The sequence below is a fragment of the Sphaerimonospora sp. CA-214678 genome (genome assembly GCF_050942215.1).
Taxonomy (GTDB): domain Bacteria; phylum Actinomycetota; class Actinomycetes; order Streptosporangiales; family Streptosporangiaceae; genus Sphaerimonospora.
Genome location: NZ_CP192056.1, coordinates 732,729 through 752,875, shown reverse-complemented (window position 1 = coordinate 752,875; position 20,147 = coordinate 732,729). Strand labels below are relative to the sequence as shown.

Below are 20,147 nucleotides of genomic sequence, written 5' to 3'. Positions count from 1 at the left end.
GGATCGACCGGATCGTCACTCCACAATGCGCGCTGTCACTCCGTGTCCTACTCCGTGTCCTACTCCGCGTCTACCCTGCGTCTACTCCGCGACCGATCCGTGCCTGCTCCGCGATGCGCTCGACGGGGAGCCACAGCTCGGCGTCCGCATGAGCGCCGTCCTGCGACACGACCGCCCGCGAGATCTCCGGTCCCGGCCGGCTGCGGTACGGATTCGACGGGAACCACTGGGTGAACGCGTCCCGCCACAGGTACTGCAGCGCCTGGGGGAAGGCGCCCGAGCTCTCGAACACCACCCACGTCCCGGCCGGGACGGTGAGGACGTCCAGGTCCTCGGGCGTGTCGGCACCGGTCACCACGCCGTAGTAGTAGTCGAGCTCGGTGCCCTCCGCACGGCCGTCCGTGATCTGGTCGGCCGCGTTGACGATCCCCCGCGGCTCCTGGTCGGAGAGTCCCTCCAGCCGCTGTGTGGTCTCCTTGTCGATGCTCCTCACGAACTCGGCGATCGCGGGGTTCATCCCCTCGTAGACGAGGGGGACACGTGCCTTCCTGCCCACCAGTCGGAGCTCCTCCTTTTCCACTATCCGGTATCGCATGTCACCGCTCCCTTCGATGATGAGGCGGAAGGACATCCGGGGCTGGGAGCGCAGCGAAGCGCCGATCCGTCTGACCTCACCGGGTCCGACGCCGTGCATGGCGCGGAACGCGCGCGCGAACGCCTCTCCGGAGCCGTAGCCGTACCGCACCGCGATGTCGAGCAGCGTCTCCTCACCGGCGAGTACGTCAGCGGCGGCGACGGTGAGCCGCCTGCGCCGGACGTACTCCGACAGCGGGATGCCGGCCAGCGCGGAGAACATCCGCCGGAAGTGATATTCCGAGGTGACCGCGATCCGGGCGAGCTCGGCCACGTCGATCTCCTGATCGAGGTGCCGCTCGATGTGCTCCATGGCCTGGTTCAGCCGATCCAGCATGCCGTCCTTCCTTCGCTTTCCAGTCACGAAGCTAGGTGCGGCCCGCCCGGTCACACCCGACATCCCGTGCCCGGTCATGTCAGATCACTCCGGTGCGCACGCGGGTCGCCGGTCGGCGGGAAGGCCCGCCGGACCCGCTGACCCGGGCCCGGGGCTCACCACGACCGGCCTCTCCCCCAGCCGCTCAGCGGGCGAGGTGCCGGCTGATCACCAGACGCTGGATCTGGTTGGTGCCCTCGAAGATCTGCATGATCTTGGCCTCGCGCATGTAGCGCTCGACGCGGAACTCCCGCGTGTAGCCGTACCCGCCGAAAACCTGCACGGCGTCGGTGGTGACTCTCATGGCGGCGTCGGTGGCGACCAGCTTGGCCACGCTGGCCTGTCTGCCGTACGGCAGGCCGGCGTCACGGCGGCGGGCCGCGTCGAGGTAGGTCGCCCGCGCCGCGTCCACAGCCGCGGCCATGTCGGCGAGCAGGAAGCCGAGCCCCTGGTGATCGATGATCTTCTGGCCGAAGGTCTCACGCTGCTTCGCGTACGAAACGGCCTCGTCCAGCGCGGCCTGGGCGAGACCGGTGGCACAGGCGGCGATGCCGAGCCTGCCGGAGTCGAGGGCGCTGAAGGCGATCTGCAGGCCCTGCCCCTCCGCGCCCAGCAGCCGGTCGTCCTCCAGGAACACGCCCTCCCAGTGGGCGGTGGTGGTGGGGACGGCGTGCAGCCCCATCTTCTCCTCGGGACGGCCGAAGCTCAGGCCGTCGGCGGCACCCGGCGCCAGAAAGCAGGAGATGCCCCGGCTGCCCTCGGCGGTGCGGGCGAACAGCGCATAGAAGTCGGCCCTGCCGCCATGGGTGATCCACGCCTTGCCGCCGCTGATCCGATAGCCTCCCTCGACCTTCTCGGCCCTGCACCTGAGCGCGGCCGCGTCGGATCCTGCCTGCGGCTCCGACAGGCTGTAGCCCCCGATGAGCCGACCGGCCAGCATGTCGGGCAGCCACCGCTCCCTCTGGCGTGCCGTGCCGTACTCCACGACCGGAAAGCAGGCCAGCGTGTGCACGCTGCAGGCGACGGCCACCGCCGCCCAGCGCGCCGCCAGCTCCTCGATCACCTGAAGATAGACTTCGTACGGCTGACCGCCCCCGCCGAACTCCTCCGCGTACGGCAGGCCGAGCAGGCCGGCGTCGCCCAGCAGAGTGAACAGCCCATCGGGATAGGTTTCCGCACGTTCGTGCTCGTCCACCCGGGTCGCCAGCTCCCGGTCGGCGATCTCACGGGTGAGCTCGATGAGGTCCGCTGCCTCCTGAGTGGGCAGCAGGCGGTCCACGGTCACGATCGGCTCCTCGGGTCCCAGGTGGTGTAGGCGCTGCGCACGTCCTCAGCGTACTTCCGGACATAAGCCGCGTTCTGGCATCCGGTGCAGATCGCCGGTCGGATCGCGAGCGCATCCGCAGCGACGGCCGAACGCACCAATCCTCTGTCGCCCGGCTGGCGTATGGTCGCGGGTGAACCACGATTCGGAGGGTTGGCACTTGTCCGTCAAGCTCCATCACCCCGCCGCCGTCGCGGGCACCCATGAGGATCCGCCGATGGCGACCGGCGACGTGCCGCGGCCGATCCGCGCCGAGTCGGCGTGCGAGTGCCCGAGGTGAACGAGACGGTGCATGCCGCGCACTCCACGAAGATCACCGGGATCGAACTGCGCCGGATCGCGATGCCGCTGGTCACGCCGTTCCGGACGTCGTCCGGCATCGAGACGCGGCGCGACGTGCTGCTGCTGCGGGTCGTCACCCCCGAGGCAGAGGGCTGGGGCGAGTGCGTGGCGATGTCCGCCCCGCTCTACTCGGCGGAGTACGTCGACGGCGCGGCCGATGTGCTGCGCCGCTTCCTGATCCCCGCGCTTCCCACGCACGCCGACGCCCACGCGGTCGGCCGCGCCCTGCGCCCGTTCAAAGGCCATCGGATGGCCAAGGCCGCCCTGGAGGCGGCAGTGCTGGACGCCGGGCTGCGCGCCGCCGGGCTGTCGCTCGGCTCCTTCCTCGGCGCCGCCGCCGACCGCGTTCCCGCCGGGGTGTCCATCGGCATCGTGGACTCGATCCCCGAGCTGCTCGACGTCGTCGCCGGTTACCTGGAGGAGGGCTACGCCCGGATCAAACTCAAGATCAAGCCTGGCTGGGACGTGGCGCCCGTACGCGCGGTGCGCGAACGGTTCGGGTCCGGCGTACCGCTCCAGGTCGACGCCAACGCGGCCTACACCCTCGCCGACGCCGGGCACCTCGCCCGGCTCGACGAGTTCGGCCTGCTGCTCATCGAACAGCCGCTCGCCGACGACGACGTCGTCCAGCACGCCCGGCTCGCCGCCAGGATCGCCACCCCGATCTGCCTGGACGAGTCCATCGAGTCCGCCGAGCACGCGGCCGCCGCCATCTCCCTGGGTGCCTGCTCGATCGTCAACATCAAGCCGGGCCGGGTCGGCGGCTACCTGGAGGCGCGGCGCATCCATGATCTGTGCCGGGCGCATGGTGTCGCGGTGTGGTGCGGCGGCATGCTGGAGACGGGCATCGGACGCGCCGCCAACGTCGCGCTCGCCGCGCTGCCCGGATTCTCCCTTCCCGGTGACCTCTCCGGTTCCCGCCGCTACTTCACCACCGACATCACCCCGCCCTTCGAGCTCCGGGACGGTCACCTGACCGTGCCCACCGGCCCCGGCATCGGGGTCGAGCCGATCCCGGAGATCCTCGACGAGGTCACCACCGCCATCGAGTGGATCCCTCGGTAAAAACCGGAGAGGCCGTACGAGCCGTAAAACGAGCCGTGCCGTACGAGCCCTGAAGGCGACCGCGGGTTTGGCTGTAGGGCGGATGCGGGGTGTCAACGGCGCTTGAGCCTGGACTCCCGGCAGATCGCGCGTCTCCCTACGGGGTCGGTTTTCACGCGTCGCCGAGCCAGGGGGTTCCCGCCGGCGGGCCGTACGGCTCTGCCACGACCGTGGAGCAGCGCCGTGAGGCGAGCCGAAAGGAGCGCTCTGCCAGATACACCGCGTTCGAGGCTGTCGGGCAGGTCGGTACCGTCGGCACGCGCTGCCGTACGCTTCACGACTACCTGGGCGGCACCTCGGTGACACGCGACGAGGCCCTCCCCGTTCAGCCGCAGACCTGACGCGAAATGTCTCAGCCGCCTGATAGACGTGGGGCATGGCGGTGAGTGTGGACGAGTTCCTGCGGATGCTGACCGAGCTGCCCGATGTCGAGCAGAGCGACGCGAGCAGCTGGATCTCTCTGAAGGTGCACGACAAGGGCTTCGGTTACCTCTGGGAGAAGACCCAGACCGTAGGGCTCAAGCAGACGATCGAGGAGCAGCTGGCGCTCGTGGCGGAGCGCCCCGAGGTGTTCGAGGTCCAGTTCACGTCAGGCCGCTTCGGCTGGGTGGTGGTGCATCTCCCGAAGATCGATGCGGACGAGTTGGCGGAGCTGGTGACCGAGGCGTGGTGCCTGACCGCCCCCGCCGAACTGGTCGAGGCGTACGAAGCCGGACATGCTCTCCTGTCCCGCCACCGCACCCAGGAAAGCCTACGGTGATCACCGTGGCGGGACGACCGCGGTGCGGCTCCTGGCGCACCGACACCTACCTCAAGGTCACGTCCCTCAAGGTCACGTCGAAGTCGTCGCCCGGCGGCCGAGCACTGGGCGGCCGAGCACTGGGCGGCCGAGCACTGGGCGGCCGAGCAGCCCGCGGAGTCCGCACCCACATTGAGCGACGTGCATCGAGCGACGCGCAGCGGAAGGTCTCACCAAGAAAGAGATCATCCGCTGCGCTCGACCGTTGCATCCCCCGCGAGCTCTACCGGTGTCCCGGCGGACGAGCACAAGCTCGCCGCCCCGACCTCCACGGGACCATTCGACTCTTCTGCAGTGCAGAAGAGGTTGCTTTCAGCAGCGCAGAAGGCGCTCGAACTGCTCGTCGGTCAGGCACAGGTCCGCGGCGGCGACGTTCTCCTCCAGGTGCGCGATCGAACTCGTGCCGGGGATCGGGAGCATGACCGGTGAACGGTGCAGCAGCCAGGCGAGGGACACCTGCGCACGGGTCGCACCCAGCTCGGCGGCCACCTCCGCCAGCGGCCCGGTCGCCGACGCGTGCCCGCCGCCGGCGACCGGCAGCCACGGGATGAACGCGATGCCTTCACGCTCGCAGTAGTCGAGCACGTCCTCGTCATCGCGGCGGGTCAGGTTGTACAGGTTCTGCACGCTCACAACCTCGATGTGCTCCCTGACCACTTCGATCTCCGCGACCGACACCTGGGAGAGCCCGAAGTGCCGGATCTTCCCCTCGTCCTGGAGCTGCCTGGCCGCACCGATCTGATCGGCGAGCGGCACCTTGGGGTCGATGCGGTGGAGCTGGAACAGATCGAGGCAGTCGAGACGGAGCCGCCGCAGGCTCAGCTCGGCCTGCTGGCGCAGGTATTCGGGACGGCCCAGCGGAATCCACTCGGCCCGAGACGGACGACTCTGACCTGCCTTGGTGGCAATGAGCAGATTGTCGGGATAGGGATGCAGCGCCTCGGCGAGCAGTTCCTCACTCGTGCCGGGGCCGTACGAGTCCGCGGTATCTATGAAGGTGACGCCCAACTCGACAGCACGACGGACCAGTGCGAGGGCGGCGGGCACATCGGCCGGCGGCCCCCATACGTCGGGCCCGGTGATTCGCATCGCCCCGAAACCGAGCCGGCGGACCGTGAGGTCCTTGCCGATCGTGATCGTTTCCCGCATCCCCGTCAACTCCCCTTGCCGATCGTCGGTGCCCCCGAGCGTACTGAGATGTGGCCGGACCCGCGCCCACCAAAGCAAGCCCTTCCCGTGGCGACGCCGACCTGTCCCGTGACGACGCCACCCCATCCGTGACGACGCCACCCCATCCGTGACGACGCCACCCCATCCGTGATGACGCCGACCTGTCCCGTGACGACGCCGACCCGTCCCGTCCGCCGGAAGATCTCGGCCGACTTGGTCGATGGTCCACCGGCTGGGCGATCTCCCACCGCACTCCGGTTCCAGACGCTCACCACGCGCATTCGGTACGGCGACCGCCACCTTCATCTCAACCACTGCAGCCGTAGCCGTTACGTCACCGGCCTTATTGGCATTTACATCGATTCATCCAAAGGCGCCAACATAAGCCAATCAGCCCAATGCGCAATGTCGGACATCGCAGACCTTTGGAGCAATCCGCCACCTCTCTCTCATAATTATTTTTGAATCGACCATGATAGGAGTATTGCTTCTGCCGGACCGGCGTGAGATTATTCATACAGGTTTTCGAGAATACGGTCCCGCGAAAGGAGGGGCAAATGGGGTCGGCAAGGCCATCAAATATGGACAATCTGTTCAATTACGATTTTCCGCAACCCGCCATTCCGCCCCTGCTCGGGCCCGAGTGGTGGGCCGAGGTGAAGGCGGAAGCGGCAGCGCGTGCCGCCGCCCGTGCCTCTCGCTACTCGACGTGTGCCCCGTCGCCCAACTGGCCGACGGTGTTCCGTCGCGTATCCCCGGGCGCTCCGGATCGTACGTCTCCCACCGCGGCGTCCCCGGACGACGTGTCCTCCACCGGCACACCTCCTAACGGAACGCCGCTGATCGACATGATCCACGCCGACGCCCCTGCCCGTTCAGGCCGCCTCCATGCCGTCGGTTCAGGTACGACACGTTCACCTGCGGCAGGTTCACCCGCGGCCGGGCTCAACGCGGCTCCGGGGAACGCGGCCCGTGCCGACGAGGCTTCGGCCGCAGCATCCCAGGACGGCGGGTGTCCAGCAGACGCGATCGCCGCTGGCGCAACTCGTGCGGCTCGTGCGGCCGACGGTCCCCCGACACGTGACGACTACGGTGATGATTCGCGTCGGCGACGCGTTTCAGAGCCTGGGGATGCCCCTTCCGACGGCTCCTTCGATGGTGCCCCTCACGGCGCTTCGACGGTCGGTCCCGGGGGTGATTCTCCGGGCGGTGTCGCGGACGGCACCTCGGGCGCCCCTTGCGAGGGCGTCTCGGGTGACGCCTCGGGCGCTTCCGAGGACGGCCCCTCGAGTGATGCTCCGGATGGCTCTTCGGACGGTCCCGCAGCCGATGCTTCAAGCGGTTACACGGACGTGGACGGGGTGTTGTCGTGGCCGTTGGTGAGTCAGGTGCGGGAGGCCACGCTGGCGGTGGCGGTGACTCCTGTCCCGGAGGCGGCGGAGGTGTGCCTGGCGCAGCTGGAGGAGCTGGCGTTCGCGCGGGACCGGCTGGAGGCGGCGATCGCCCTGCGTGCCGGGCGGGTGCACGCGGCCGGGGCGGCCCGGCAGGCGGGACACGCCTCGACGAGGACGTGGCTGCGGTCGGTGTGCGGGATGAGCCGTCGGACGGCTTACCGCACCGTGGCCCTGGGCGTCGAGCTGGAACGCCTGCCGCGGGTGCGGGCACGCTTCGCCGCCGGGAACCTGACCGAGGCGGTGGTCTCGGCGATCTGCGCGGCCACCGCCGGGCTGAGCGATGCGGACGCGGCCAGGGCCGAGACGATCCTGCTGGAGCTGGCCGATTCCGCCGGGCCGCAGGAGATCGCCAAAGCGGGACGGTATCTCCGCGCGGTGCTGGACCCTGATGGGGAGTTCCGGGATGCCGGTGCCGATTTCGATGCCCGGTTCCTGCTGGTGCGGGAGACTGATGCCGGCGGGGTGGAGGGGGAGTTCCGTCTGCCGCGGGAGGCCGCCGCCCGGCTGCGGGCGCTGCTGGACGCCTACGCCAGGCCCAAGGCGCGGGGGGATGACCGGCCGCTGCGGGTCCGCAACGCCGACGCGCTGATCGCGCTGCTGGAACAGCAGATCACCACCGAACTCCTGGTGTTGATCAACGCCGAGTCCCTCCCCGACGACCCCACCCCTCACGGCACCACTCCAAACGAGTCCGCACCCGACGACACCCCACCCGGCAGCACGCCACCCGGCGATATCCCGCCCACAGACAGCTCGTCCGGGGACGCCACGCCCGAGGACGCCACGCCCGAGGACGCCACGCCCGACGACGCGAGGCTCGGCGACACCGCGTCCGATGATGTCGCTCCCGGCGACACCGTGCCTGGTGACCCCGTGTCTGAAGACGCCGCGCCCGGTGATGCCACGCCGGGTGACGCCGTTCGGAGCGATGGCCCGGCGCGTGCGACCGGCAAGGCGACCGGCCCGGAGACCCGCGAGGACACCGATGAAGACCCCGGTGAGGGCGCCGGCCCTGGTCACACGCCTGACCCCGCTCCCGAGCCTGCTTCCGGGTTCATTCCCGGGGCCCTTCCCGGGACCGGCCGGAGAGACGGCCGGGGGGACGGCCGGAGAGACGCCGCTCCAGGCGGTGATCCCCCCTGCGGACAGGACCCCGGGCAACCCACCGAGAGGTCAGCCGAACCACGCCGGACCTCCGTCCACCCTGCCCCCGGGAGCGGTGACAAACCCAGCACTCCCGCCGAGACCGGAACCGGAAACGTGGACGCCGGGGGTGCGAACACCGGCGGCGGGTCCGAGGACACGGGATGCGAGGCCGGGGACCGGCGGTGGCTGTCGGTGCTGCGCACCCTGCCCGGGCTGCTGCTGTCCACCGGACACCTGCTGCCGATCACCGACATCCACCGCCTGGCCCGCACCTCCACCCTCGTCCGCCTGGTCATGAACGCCGACGGACAGGTCCTGGACATGGGCCGCAAAACCCGCCTGGCCACCCCCGCCCAACGCCGCGCCATCGCCGCCCGCTACGACACCTGCTGGGTGAAAGGCTGCCCGCTCCCGGCAAGCATGTGCCAGATCGACCACCTCGACAACTGGAGCGAAGGCGGCCACACCGACCTGGCCAGACTCGGCCCCGCCTGCCAATTCCACAACCGCGACCGCTACCTGCACCCCGACCGCTACCAACGCCGCAAGACCGGCCCCGACCGCTGGGAATTCACCTACATCGGCCCCTCACCCACCAGAAAACCCCGACCCACATGATCCACCACGTTGATCACGGTGACATGTCATGGCGTCATACGGGGTGGCACGGCGTATTACCGACACCACCTCGCCCGGGGACGACGAGAGCGCAGCACACCACCACCGATTCCTCGCATCAGGCGTGCGCCTCACGACATCTCACGACCAATCCCGCACGGCGGCATCCAGCACGTCCATTGACATTCGGTATATCCAGGCTGACCAAGCCGCACAAGGGGCTGGAACGGACAGGCGTTACGGCCGGCATTCCCGCAGCAGCCGGCATCCCGCAGCGACCTGCGTACGGCAGCGACCGCCGCCGGATGCCGACGCTGCGATGCCGACCAAGCCGGGTGCCGGATACCGCACGCGAGCACCGCACGTGAGCACCCAATGCCGAAGCCCCACCACACGGCCTTCGGATGACCGCATGGCGGAACGGCCGGTGAAAGATTCAGCGGCCAACTGGAGGGATCCACCCGACACTTGACGCCTCCGAATGATCGCGATCACACTGGACGCCGATAACACCACACTCAACTATCCAGCAATTTCGAGAGCAAACGACACCTGTCGCAGGTCATCCTCCGTTCGGCAATGTTAGCGCTAACATCAGGAGGTCGCGTCCATGTCACCCCCCAAACCTCCATCCACGCCATGGCGCCGCCTGAGCGGGCTGACGACGCTCGTGGTCGTCGCGTTGCTGGCCGTGTGTCAGAGTGTCGTGACCGCCGGCGCGGCCGCCGCCGCCACCATCGACACCAACGCCTGGTACGTCCTGGTCAGCCGACACAGCGGCAAAGCGATCGACGTCTACAACCTCGCCACCAACGACGGCGCCCCCATCGTGCAATGGACACGCAACGACGGCGCCTGGCAACAATGGCAGTTCGTCGACTCCGGCGGCGGCTACTACCGGCTCAAGTCCCGCCACAGCGGCAAAGTCCTCGACATCGCCGGCAAATCCACCGCCGACGGCGCCGAACTCGTCCAATGGACCGACAACAACGGCGCCAACCAGCAGTTCCGAGCCGTCGACACCGACAACGGCCACATCAAACTCATCAACCGCAACAGCGGCAAAGCCCTGGACGTATGGGAATGGTCCACCGCCGACGGCGGCCGCATCTCCCAATACACCGACACCGGCGGCACCAACCAACAGTGGCAACTCATCAAGATCGACGGCGGCGGCAGCGGGGATCCGACGACTCCGCCCGCGTCCTATCCCAACCCCGGATACGTCACGGGTGACACCGGCGTGCACGACCCGGAGGTGACCAAGACGCCGAGTGGCGGCTACATCCTCGCGCACACGGGTGACAACATTCCGCTCAAAACCTCCACTGACCGGACCGCATGGCGCAATGCGGGGGCGGCGTTCCCCGGAGGGGTTCCGTGGGCGCACGCCTACACCAACGGCAGCAACACGCTGTGGGCACCGGACATCACCTATGCCAACGGCCGGTACTACATGTACTACGCGGCCTCCACCTTCGGCTCCAACCACTCGGCGATCTTCCTGGCCACCAGCACCACCGGCGCATCGGGTTCCTGGACCAACCAGGGTCTGGTCATCGAGTCACGCACCTCGGACAACTTCAACGCGATCGACCCCAACCTCGTCGTCGACGCACAGGGCCGCTGGTGGCTGAGCTTCGGCTCGTTCTGGTCCGGGATCAAGCTCGTACAGCTCGACCCGGCGACCGGCAAACGCAGTGACGGCACCATCCGCGGCATCGCCGGGCGGAACGGCGGCGCGATCGAGGCGCCCACCATCTTCCGGCACGGCGACTACTACTACCTGCTGGTGTCGTTCGACCTGTGCTGCCGTGGCGCGGACAGCACCTACCGCGTCATGGTCGGCCGGTCCACCTCGGTCACCGGTCCCTATGTCGACAGAAACGGCACCGCGATGACGTCCGGCGGCGGCACCCAGATCCTCGCCGGCCACGGTGACATCCACGGCCCCGGCCACCAGGCTGAACTGGACGACACCGACGGCGCCGTCCTCTTCTACCACTGGTACGCGAACGACAATTCGTCCCGGCTGGGCATCAACAAGATCGGATGGGACGGCTCCGGCTGGCCATTCGTCTACTGATCCGGTTCGCTGATATCGCCTACCGACCCTGCCTACTACCGACTCCCTACCGACACCCGCGCACCACCCACAGACCGTCCGGTGCTGACCTGACCAGGCACCGGGCCGGGCAGAACAGGCGGCCGGGGCACCATGCCCCGGCCGCCCGCCGCCCTCCGTCAACCGCTTTGCCGTACCGCATCATCTCTCCCGGCTGATATCCCTCGCCACGCCATCTCACCTTTGGATTGGACTCACTCTTAAGATGGTTGCGTGTTAGCGATATCGCAGAGGGGTTGACCGCATGCCATCGAAAACGGGCGGCGGCAGGTCCCGCTCCAAGCCAGCGGTGATCGAGGATGTGGCCGCGCTCGCGGGGGTTTCGGCGATGACCGTCTCCCGGGTGTTCAACTCGCCGGAAATAGTACGAGCTGAGACCCGGGCGCGCGTGATGGCAGCGGTCCGAAAACTCGATTATCGGCCCAATCTCGCGGCCCGGCAGCTCGCCACGGGCCGGTCGGGGGTGCTCGGTGTGGTGAGCCTCGACACCACGCTGTACGGCCCGGCCTCCACGCTCAGCGCCATTGAGCAGGCGGCCAGGCAGAGTGACTACACGGTCAGCATCGCGAGCCTGGGCATACTCGATCGCCGGTCGATGCAGGAGGGGGTGGAACGCCTGCGCCGGCAGTCGGTCGACGGCGCGATCATCCTCGCGCCGCATGAGGCGGCGGTCGACGGCCTGCGTCACCTGCCGCCCACGATGCCCGTCGTAGCGGTGGACGGACGGGACGACATCCCGGTCCCGGTGGTGATGGTCGACCAGCGCGCGGGGGCGGCCCGGGTGACACGGCACCTGCTCAGCCTTGGCCATGAGACGGTGTGGCACATCGCGGGTCCGGCCGAGTGGATCGACGCGAGCAGCCGGATCGACGGATGGCGTTCGACGTTGGAGGCCGAGGGCCGACCGGTTCCGGAGGTGTTGACCGGGGACTGGACCGCACGCGCCGGCTATCGGCTCGGCAAGCAGCTCGCGGGCGACCGCTCGATCACCGCGATCTTCGTGGCCAACGACCCCATGGCTCTGGGAGTGATGCGGGCCCTGCGCGAGGCGGGGCGGAGCGTCCCCGACGACGTGAGCGTGGTCGGCTTCGACGACGTGCCCGAGGCCGCCTACTTCTGGCCGCCGCTCACCACGGTCCGGCAGAATTTCGCCGAGGTCGGCAGGCAGGCCCTCGAACTACTGCTCCGCCGCATCGCCATCGCCGAGTCCGACACCTGGGCGGAGGACGGTGCCGCGGGGAACATCCGCCGGCTGATCGAGCCGGAAATCGTGCTCAGGGAGAGCACCGCCGCTCCTCGCTGACTCACCCCATCGGCTTGGGCGACATGCCGTGGCACCACCCCACACGGCGCCACGGCATGTCGTCGCCTCTCCCCTCAGGGAGCCATGTCCCGGGAGCCATGCCCCGGGGAGCCATACCCCGGGAAAGCGTGCCCCGGGGACCCATGCCCTGGGAAAGCGTGCCTCAGAAACCCTGCGCCAGCCGGTAGTAGGCCTGATTCCAGCGCAGTTCCTTGGCGAACTGCCGTGAGGTGGTGTCGGCGTCGATGACCAGCAGTTCGACGCCGAGCATCTCGGCGAAGTCGGTGAGCTCGTCGGCGCCGACGGCCGCGGACAGGACCGTGTGATGCGGTGCTCCGGCGGTGATCCACGACTCGGCGGAGGTACGCAGGTCGGGCCGGGGCCGCCAGACTGCGCGGGCGACGGGCAACTTCGGCAGCGGCTGCGGCGGGGCGACCACGTCGATCTCGTTGGCCACCAGCCGGAAGCGATCGCCCATGTCGGACAGTCCCACCACGACCGCCTCGCCGGGCACGGCGTCGAACACCAGACGGACCGGATCCTCCCGGTTGCCGATGCCGAGCGGATGGATCTCACACGACGGGGTGTCGGCCGCGATCGTCGGACAGACCTCCAGCATGTGCGCGCCGAGGATGAGTTCCTCACCCGGTGTGAGGTTATAGGTGTAGTCCTCCATGAACGAGGTGCCGCCCGGCAGCCCGGCGGACATCACCTTGAGCGTCCGCAACAGCACCGAGGTCTTCCAGTCGCCCTCGCCGCCGAACCCGTAGCCGTCGGCCATCAGGCGTTGTACGGCCAGGCCGGGCAGCTGCCGCAGCCCGCCGAGGTCCTCGAAGTTCGTGGTGAACGCCTTGAAGCCCCCGTCGTCGAGGAAGTGCCGCAGCCCCAGCTCGATCCTGGCGGCGTACCGCAGGGACTCGTGCCGCTCACCACCGGCGAGCAGCTCCGGGGCGACACGGTAGAGATCCGCGTACTCCTTCACCAGGGCGGACACGTCGGCGTCGGAGGCGGCGTCGACGGCATCGACCAGGTCGTTCACACCGTAGGTGTTCACCGAGACCCCGAAACGCAGCTGCGCCTCGACCTTGTCGCCCTCGGTCACCGCCACGTCGCGCATGTTGTCGCCGAACCTGGCCAGCCGCAGCGACGCGATCTCGGCCCGTCCGGCCGCTGCCCGCGCCCAGGTGGCGATCCGCGCCACCGCGGAAGGGTCGCTCACATGGCCGGCCACGGTCTTGCGCGCCACTCCGAGCCTGGACTGGATGTAGCCGAACTCCCGGTCGCCGTGCGCGGCCTGGTTCAGGTTCATGAAGTCCATGTCGATGCTGCTCCACGGCAGCTCCAGATTGGCCTGCGTGTGCAGGTGCAGGAGCGGCTTACGCAGCGCGTCCAGCCCGGCGATCCACATCTTGGCCGGGGAGAACGTGTGCATCCACGCGATCAGGCCGCCGCATTCGTCATCGGCGTTCGCCTCCAGGCACGCCCTGCGGATGGCGTCGGCACCGGTGAGCACCGGTTGCCACACCACCTCGAACGGCAGCGCCCGGCCCAGCTGCTCGGCGATGCCCCGGGACTGCTCGGCCACCTGCCGCAGCGTGTCCTCGCCGTACAAACCCTGACTGCCGGTCAGGAACCACAGCTTCACCGGGCACTCCTCTGTCCATAAACGTTCTGGTAGCGGTCGTACAAGCTGTCGATGTCGTCGCGTTCGATCGGCAGCGGCTCACCGAGCTGCCGCGCCACGTGAACGGTGCGGGCGACATCCTCACACATCACGGCGGCCTTGACTGCGGCCTTGGGCGACTCGCCGATCGTGAACACCCCGTGGTTGCGCATGAGCACGGCCGGGGAACGGTGGCCGGTCAGCGTCTCCACCACGCCCTTGCCGATGTCGTCTCCCCCGATCAGCGCGAACGGGCCGACGGGGATCTCCCCGCCGAACTCGTCCGCCATCGCGGTGAGCACGCACGGGATGGCCTCCCCCCGGGCCGCCCAGGCCGAGGCGTACGTGGAGTGGGTGTGGACGACTCCGCCGACGTGGGGCATGTGCCGGTAGATGTAGGCGTGTGCGGCCGTGTCGCTGGACGGCGCGAGATCCCCGGCGACCAGGTTGCCCTCCAGGTCGCACACGACGATCGAGTCCGGGGTCAGCTCGTCGTAGGACACGCCGCTGGGCTTGATCACGAACAATTCCTCATCAGGCACCCGCCCGGAGACGTTACCCGCCGTCCAGACGACCAGGCCGTACCGCACCAGCTCCGCGTGCAGCCCGCACACGGTCTGTCTCAGCTTGTCGATCACACTCATGCCCCGATTCCGTTCCCGCCGATTTCGTCTTTTCTGATCGCGTCGTTCCTGATCGCGTCGTTCCTGATCTGGCGCAGCCGGTGCAGCAGGGCGCCGTCAGCGAAGTGGTCGTGCAGCCGCCGGTACTCGGCGTACAGCCGGTCGTAGGCGTCGGCCCGGTTCGCGTCGGGCACGTAGGCGTCGGTGAAACGCTTGCCCATCGCGGCCGCGGCCGCCGTGATGTCGGGATAGGCGCCCGCCGCGACGGCCGCGTGGATCGCCGAGCCGAGCGCCGGGCCCTGCTCGGAACCGATCACCGACAGGCGGCGGCGCAGTACGTCGGCGTAGACCTGCAGGAGGAAACCGTTCTTCAGCAGCCCACCCGCGACGACGAACTCCTCCACCGGCACCCCGGCCGCCTCGAACGTCTCCACGATCACGCGCACGCCGAAGGCGGTCGCCTCGATGAGCGCGCGGTAGACGTCCTCCGGCTTGGTGGCGAGCGTCTGGCCGACGACCATCCCGGACAGGTCGTGGTCGACCAGCACCGACCTGTTGCCGCCCTGCCAGTCGAGCGCGACCAGCCCGTGCTGCCCGACCTCCTGCTCGGCCGCGAGCGAGGTGAGGTACTGGTGCGGGTCGAGACCGCTCACCGCGGCCTGCTCGGCGTAGGAGGCCGGCATCGAGGTCTCGACGAACCAGGCGAAGATGTCGCCGACCGCCGACTGCCCCGCCTCATAACCCCACAGGCCGGGCACGATGCCGTCACGGACCACGCCGCACATGCCCGGCACCTCGGCCAGCTGGTCCGAGGGCATGATCAGGCAGGTCGAGGTGCCCATGATGGCCACCATCTGGCCGGGCCGTACGGCATCCGCCGCTGCCGCGGTGACGTGCGCGTCCACATTGCCGACCGCGACCGCGATCCCCTCGGGCAGCCCGGTCCACTGGGCGGCGCGAGCCGTCAGGCGACCGGCGAGGCCGCCCAGCGGCGCGAGCTCCAGGCCCGGCCTGCCCGCGCTGAGCTTGTCCGGAAGGTCGACGAAGGCGGGATTGAGCGCGGCCAGGAAGTCTTCCGAGGGGTAGCCGCCGTCCTGGAAGATGCCCTTGTATCCGGCCGTGCAGACGTTGCGGGTCTCCACCCCGGACAGCTGCCAGATGATCCAGTCGGCGGCCTCGATCCAGCGCTCCGCCATGTGGTAGATCTCCGGATCCTCCTCCAGGAGCTGCAGCCCCTTGGCGAACTGCCACTCCGAGGAGATCTTGCCGCCGTAGCGGGCCCGCCACGGCTCGTCGCGCTCGGCGGCCAGTGCGTTGATCCGATCGGCGTGCGGCTGGGCGGCGTGGTGCTTCCACAGCTTGGGCCAGGCGTGCGGGCGCTCGGGGTGGATCTCGCACAGGGGGGTGCCGTCGGCCGTGGTCGGGAGCACCGTGCAGGCGGTGAAGTCGGTGCCGATGCCGATCACCCGCGAGGCCGGGACGCCGGAGGCGGCCAGCGCCTTCGGCACGGCGTTGCGCAGCACGCCGATCCAGTCCTGCGGGGCCTGCAGGGCCCAATCGGGGCCGAGACGGACGTCACCGCCGGGCAGAGTCTCCTCGATGACGCGGTGGGGGTACTCGTACACGGCGGTGCCGACCTCTACGCCGTCACTCACCCGGACGACGACGGCGCGGCCCGACAGCGTGCCGAAATCGACGCCGACCACGTAGCCGTCGCCTCGATGGAGGCCGGCACGATCGCTGTTAGCGTTCACATATCGCTCCAATACTGAGGACGGGAACACCTACGGGAAAGATCCCTAGGACTTACGGGTGCCGATCAGGCGCTGCAGCAGGATGAAGACGAACAACAGCAGGCCGATTACGATCTTGGTCCACCACGAGCTCAGGGTCCCCTCGAAACTGATGATCGTCTGGATCAGGCCGAGCACGAGCACGCCCAGCACCGTGCCGAACAGATAACCGGTGCCACCGGTCAGCAGCGTGCCGCCGATGACGACCGCCGCGATCGCGTCGAGCTCCATGCCGACCGCGTGCAGGCCGTACCCCGACAGCATGTAGAAGGAGAACAGCAGGCCGCCGAGCGCCGAGCAGAAACCGCTGATCGCATATACCGCGATCTTCGTGCGCGCCACGGGGAGGCCCATGAGCAGGGCCGACTGCTCGCTGCCGCCGGTCGCGTAGACGTTCCTGCCGATCCGGGTGTAATGCAGCACGTACGCCGCCACCAGCACGACCACGATGGCGATGACGACGAGCGGCGAGATCCACAGGTCACCGCCCAGGTCGATCCGGGTCTGGGCGATCGCGGTGAAGGTCGGGTCGTCGATGGGGATCGAGTCGGTGCCGATCGTGTAGCACAGGCCGCGGGCCAGGAACATTCCGGCGAGCGTCACGATGAACGGCTGGATATCGAAGTAGTGGACGATCGCCCCCATGCCGAATCCGAGCACCGTGCCGACGGCGAGCACGAGGAGGATCACCACGGGAGCCGGCCAGCCGTCCCGCAGGAGGCTCGCCGCGATCATCGTGGCGAGCGCGACGACAGCGCCCACCGACAGGTCGATGCCGCCCGTGAGGATCACGAAGGTCATCCCGACGGCGACCACCAGCAGGAAGGCGTTGTCGATGAAGACGTTCAGGACGATCTGCCCGGTGGCGAAGCCCTCGTAGCGTATGCCCCCGGCGACAAACATCGCCACGAACAGCCCGGCCGTGACCAGGACCGGGACGTACTTCGGCGGGATGCGTCCGCCCGAATCGGAGATCAGGCGGCGTACGGCCGCGCCATCGATGGTGCTCATGCCGAGACCCCCACCCTCTCTTCTCCTGCCTCTTCTTCCGCCGAGGCGGACGCGGCCGCGGCAGGCCGTCTGCGGCGGCGGAACGCCTTCTCCCGGAACGCCGGTGACTGGAGCAGGCAGACGATGGTCACAACCAGCGCCTTGAACAGCAGCGTCGTCTCCGGCGGCACGCCGATCGAGTAGATCGTGGTCGTCAGCGTCTGGATGATGAGCGCCCCGAGCACCGTGCCGCCGAGTGAGAAACGCCCCCCGGCGAGCGACGTGCCGCCGATGACGACGGCGAGGATGGCGTCCAGCTCGATCCACAGCCCGGCGTTGTTGCCGTCCGCGCTTGAGACGTTCGAGCTGATCATCAGTCCCGCGATGCCGGCGCACAGCCCGCAGAAGGCGTAGACCATCATGAGCACGCCGCGGGAGCGGATGCCGGCCAGACGGCTCGCCTCGGCGTTGCCGCCGACCGACTCGATCAGCAGGCCCAGGGCGAGTCGCCGGGTGAGGAAGGCCGTGAGCGCCAGCACCGCGATCACGATGATGATCCCGAACGGCAGCGTGAGCCAGTAGCCGCCGCCGATCAGTTTGTACGGCGAGCTGTTGACCGTGATGATCTGGCCGCCGGTGATGAGCTGTGCCACACCGCGCCCGGCGACCATCAGGATCAGTGTCGCGATGATGGACTGGATGCCGATGCCGGCGACGAGGAATCCGTTCCATGCGCCGAGCGCCACGGACAGCCCGAGGCCGAGCGCCACCGCGGTCAGCACACCGCCGACGCTGTTCTGGTCGCCCAGCTCGCTGATCCACAGGCAGGCCAGCGCGCCCGAGATCGCCACGATCGACCCGACCGACAGGTCGATGCCGCTGGTCGCGATGACCAGGGTCATACCGAGCGACACGAGGATCAGCGGCGCGCCGAACCTGACGATGTCGATGAGGCTGCCGTAGAGGTGGCCGTCCTTCATCTCCACCTTGAAGAAGCCGTTGGTGAAGAACAGGTTGAGCAGCAGCAGCGCGGCGAGGATGACCACGGGCCACAGCATGCGGTGCCTGAGGACGGGGGTGAGAAGGGGCCTGAGGGTCCTGCTCATGAGCGGGCTCCGCTCGCGATCGTCTCGGTGAGGGTGTCGGTGGTCAGATCATCGCCGTTTTCCAGCTGCGCGACCAGTCTGCGGTCGCGCAGCACGCCGACCCGGTGGCTGAGCCGCAGCACCTCCTCCAGCTCGGCGGAGATGAACAGCACGGCCATCCCGCCGTCGGACAGCTCCGCGACCAGGCGCTGGATCTCGGCTTTCGCGCCGACGTCGATGCCCCGGGTGGGCTCGTCGAGGATCAGCAGACGGGGTTCGAGGATGAGCCAGCGTGCCAGCAGCACCTTCTGCTGGTTGCCGCCGCTGAGGTTCTTGACGAGCTGATCTGGATCGGGCGGGCGGATGCTCAGCGCCTCGATGTATTTGTCGACCAGCTCGTCCTGCCGCCTGCGTGGGATCGGCCTGGTCCAGCCGCGCGCCGCCTGCAGGGCGAGGATGATGTTCTCCCGCACGGTCAGGTCGGGGATGAGGCCCTCGGCCCGCCGGTTCTCCGAGCAGAACGCGATCCTGCGGCTGACCGCGGCCCGGGGCGTACGCAGGCTGACCTGCTCACCATCGATACGCAACGATCCAGTACCGGCGTGATCCGCGCCGAACAGCAGCCGGGCGATTTCCGTACGGCCCGAGCCGAGCAGCCCGGCGAGCCCGACGACCTCGCCCTCGTGGATGGTGAGCGTGAACGGCTCGATCGCGCCGGTCCGGCCCAGGTCACGCGCCTCCAGCAGCGGTACGGACTTCTCGGCGGAGGGCGCGGAGGTTTCGGCGGCGGGTTTCGCGCCGATGCGCTCCAGGTCGGCGAGCTCCCGGCCGATCATCTTGCCGACCAGCTCGACCTGGCTCAGCTCACTGGTGAGGTGCTCCCCCACGAGCCTGCCGTTGCGCAGGATCGTCATGCGGTCGGAGATCTCGTAGATCTGGTCGAGGAAGTGAGAGACGAACAGGATCGCGATGCCCTGCTCCTTCAGCCGCCGCATCACCCGGAAGAGCTGGGCGACCTCGCCTGCGTCGAGGCTGGAGGTGGGCTCGTCGAGGATCAGTACCCGTGCCTCGATGTCGAGCGCCCGCGCGATGGCGACCATCTGCTGGATCGCCAGCGAGTACGACGACAGCGGCGCCGCGACGTCGATGTCGATTTCGAGCCGGGCGAGCAGCTCAGCTGCCCGCTGCCGCATCCGCCGCCACTGGATGCGCCCCAGGCGGCGTGGCTCGCGGCCGATGAAGATGTTCTCCGCGACCGACAGGTTGGTGCAGAGGTTGACCTCCTGGTAGACCGTACTGATGCCGGCCTGCTGGGCGGCCTGCGGCCCGGCGAAGGCGACCTTGCGGCCGGCCAGCTCGATCTCACCGGCGTCGATGTCGTAGACCCCGGTCAGCACCTTGATCAGTGTCGACTTGCCCGCGCCGTTCTCCCCCATCAGCGCGTGGACCTCACCCGGCAGCAGCCGGAAGTCGACCCCGTCCAGCGCCTTGACGCCCGGGAACTGCTTGCCGATCCCCGTCATCCGCAGGATCGGCGCGGGTGCGGTCATGCTGCGCCCCTCTCATCAATCTCTGGCCGGTCCCCCGGCCGGGCCGTCG

The 20,147-nt window shown here is 68.8% G+C and carries 14 protein-coding genes; 5 read left to right on the top strand and 9 right to left on the bottom strand.

Translation table 11 applies throughout. From position 1 onward, the window contains the following. Nucleotides 1-70 precede the first annotated feature (70 nt). On the bottom strand, nt 71-970 hold the full coding sequence (locus tag ACQP1K_RS03515; protein ID WP_433499429.1) for an AraC family transcriptional regulator: 900 nt from the start codon (nt 968-970) through the stop codon (nt 71-73). 184 nt (nt 971-1,154) lie between these two features. Continuing rightward, nucleotides 1,155-2,294, bottom strand: a complete 1,140-nt coding sequence (locus ACQP1K_RS03510; protein WP_433499428.1) for an acyl-CoA dehydrogenase family protein — start codon at nt 2,292-2,294, stop codon at nt 1,155-1,157. A gap of 381 nt (nt 2,295-2,675) precedes the next feature. On the opposite strand from ACQP1K_RS03510, the gene menC reads away from it, so the two are divergent. Then, entirely contained in the window at nt 2,676-3,740 is a 1,065-nt protein-coding gene (gene menC / locus ACQP1K_RS03505; RefSeq protein WP_433501473.1) for an o-succinylbenzoate synthase, read from the top strand. A 415-nt stretch (nt 3,741-4,155) separates the two neighbouring features. Next, nucleotides 4,156-4,539: an MmcQ/YjbR family DNA-binding protein gene (locus tag ACQP1K_RS03500; RefSeq protein WP_433499427.1), complete on the top strand. Its 384-nt coding sequence runs from the start codon at nt 4,156-4,158 to the stop codon at nt 4,537-4,539. Nucleotides 4,540-4,890: 351 nt separating this feature from the next. Here ACQP1K_RS03500 and ACQP1K_RS03495 read toward each other — a convergent pair whose 3' ends face one another. Further along, entirely contained in the window at nt 4,891-5,727 is an 837-nt protein-coding gene (locus ACQP1K_RS03495; protein ID WP_433499426.1) for an aldo/keto reductase, read from the bottom strand. A 1,400-nt stretch (nt 5,728-7,127) separates the two neighbouring features. Here ACQP1K_RS03495 and ACQP1K_RS03490 point away from each other — a divergent pair. From ACQP1K_RS03490 to ACQP1K_RS03480, 3 genes are all read left to right on the top strand, one after another. Further along, nucleotides 7,128-8,966 carry a DUF222 domain-containing protein gene (locus ACQP1K_RS03490; protein ID WP_433499425.1) on the top strand — a complete coding sequence of 613 codons (1,839 nt, stop codon included), beginning with the start codon at nt 7,128-7,130 and terminating at the stop codon, nt 8,964-8,966. Nucleotides 8,967-9,576: 610 nt separating this feature from the next. After that, a complete protein-coding gene (locus ACQP1K_RS03485) occupies nt 9,577-11,052 on the top strand; it encodes an RICIN domain-containing protein (RefSeq protein ID WP_433499424.1) in 1,476 nt (491 codons plus the stop codon). A gap of 283 nt (nt 11,053-11,335) precedes the next feature. After that, complete coding sequence (locus ACQP1K_RS03480) at nt 11,336-12,394, top strand: LacI family DNA-binding transcriptional regulator (RefSeq protein WP_433499423.1); 1,059 nt, start codon at nt 11,336-11,338, stop codon at nt 12,392-12,394. Between the two features lie 163 nt (nt 12,395-12,557). On the opposite strand, the gene araA is transcribed toward ACQP1K_RS03480, so the two are convergent. The 6 genes from araA to ACQP1K_RS03450 all read right to left on the bottom strand — a co-directional run bounded on the left by araA (nt 12,558) and on the right by ACQP1K_RS03450 (nt 20,098). Next, on the bottom strand, nt 12,558-14,039 hold the full coding sequence (araA, locus tag ACQP1K_RS03475) for an L-arabinose isomerase (RefSeq protein WP_433499422.1): 1,482 nt from the start codon (nt 14,037-14,039) through the stop codon (nt 12,558-12,560). Further along, nucleotides 14,036-14,701 (bottom strand): L-ribulose-5-phosphate 4-epimerase, encoded by a 666-nt coding sequence (locus tag ACQP1K_RS03470; RefSeq protein ID WP_433499421.1) that lies wholly within the window; start codon nt 14,699-14,701, stop codon nt 14,036-14,038. Before ACQP1K_RS03470 ends, araA begins: the two co-directional genes overlap by 4 nt. Continuing rightward, nucleotides 14,698-16,386, bottom strand: a complete 1,689-nt coding sequence (araB, locus tag ACQP1K_RS03465) for a ribulokinase (RefSeq protein WP_433501472.1) — start codon at nt 16,384-16,386, stop codon at nt 14,698-14,700. The genes ACQP1K_RS03470 and araB overlap by 4 nt, the downstream gene beginning before the upstream one ends. A gap of 93 nt (nt 16,387-16,479) precedes the next feature. Next, on the bottom strand, nt 16,480-17,484 hold the full coding sequence (yjfF, locus tag ACQP1K_RS03460) for a galactofuranose ABC transporter, permease protein YjfF (protein ID WP_433499420.1): 1,005 nt from the start codon (nt 17,482-17,484) through the stop codon (nt 16,480-16,482). Continuing rightward, the gene (locus tag ACQP1K_RS03455; protein ID WP_433499419.1) at nt 17,481-18,569 is read right to left on the bottom strand and encodes an ABC transporter permease; all 1,089 of its coding nucleotides are present in this window, start codon (nt 18,567-18,569) and stop codon (nt 17,481-17,483) included. The genes yjfF and ACQP1K_RS03455 overlap by 4 nt, the downstream gene beginning before the upstream one ends. Further along, nucleotides 18,566-20,098: a sugar ABC transporter ATP-binding protein gene (locus ACQP1K_RS03450; RefSeq protein ID WP_433499418.1), complete on the bottom strand. Its 1,533-nt coding sequence runs from the start codon at nt 20,096-20,098 to the stop codon at nt 18,566-18,568. Before ACQP1K_RS03450 ends, ACQP1K_RS03455 begins: the two co-directional genes overlap by 4 nt. Nucleotides 20,099-20,147: the final 49 nt, after the last annotated feature.

Coding starts and splice junctions, on each gene's coding strand:
- ACQP1K_RS03495 (WP_433499426.1), bottom strand. CDS start 5,727: ATGCGGGAAACGATCACGATCGGCAAGGACCTCACGGTCCGCCGGCTC.
- menC (WP_433501473.1), top strand. CDS start 2,676: ATGCCGCTGGTCACGCCGTTCCGGACGTCGTCCGGCATCGAGACGCGG.
- ACQP1K_RS03515 (WP_433499429.1), bottom strand. CDS start 970: ATGCTGGATCGGCTGAACCAGGCCATGGAGCACATCGAGCGGCACCTC.
- ACQP1K_RS03485 (WP_433499424.1), top strand. CDS start 9,577: ATGTCACCCCCCAAACCTCCATCCACGCCATGGCGCCGCCTGAGCGGG.
- ACQP1K_RS03450 (WP_433499418.1), bottom strand. CDS start 20,098: ATGACCGCACCCGCGCCGATCCTGCGGATGACGGGGATCGGCAAGCAG.
- yjfF (WP_433499420.1), bottom strand. CDS start 17,484: ATGAGCACCATCGATGGCGCGGCCGTACGCCGCCTGATCTCCGATTCG.
- ACQP1K_RS03470 (WP_433499421.1), bottom strand. CDS start 14,701: ATGAGTGTGATCGACAAGCTGAGACAGACCGTGTGCGGGCTGCACGCG.
- ACQP1K_RS03500 (WP_433499427.1), top strand. CDS start 4,156: ATGGCGGTGAGTGTGGACGAGTTCCTGCGGATGCTGACCGAGCTGCCC.
- ACQP1K_RS03455 (WP_433499419.1), bottom strand. CDS start 18,569: ATGAGCAGGACCCTCAGGCCCCTTCTCACCCCCGTCCTCAGGCACCGC.
- ACQP1K_RS03480 (WP_433499423.1), top strand. CDS start 11,336: ATGCCATCGAAAACGGGCGGCGGCAGGTCCCGCTCCAAGCCAGCGGTG.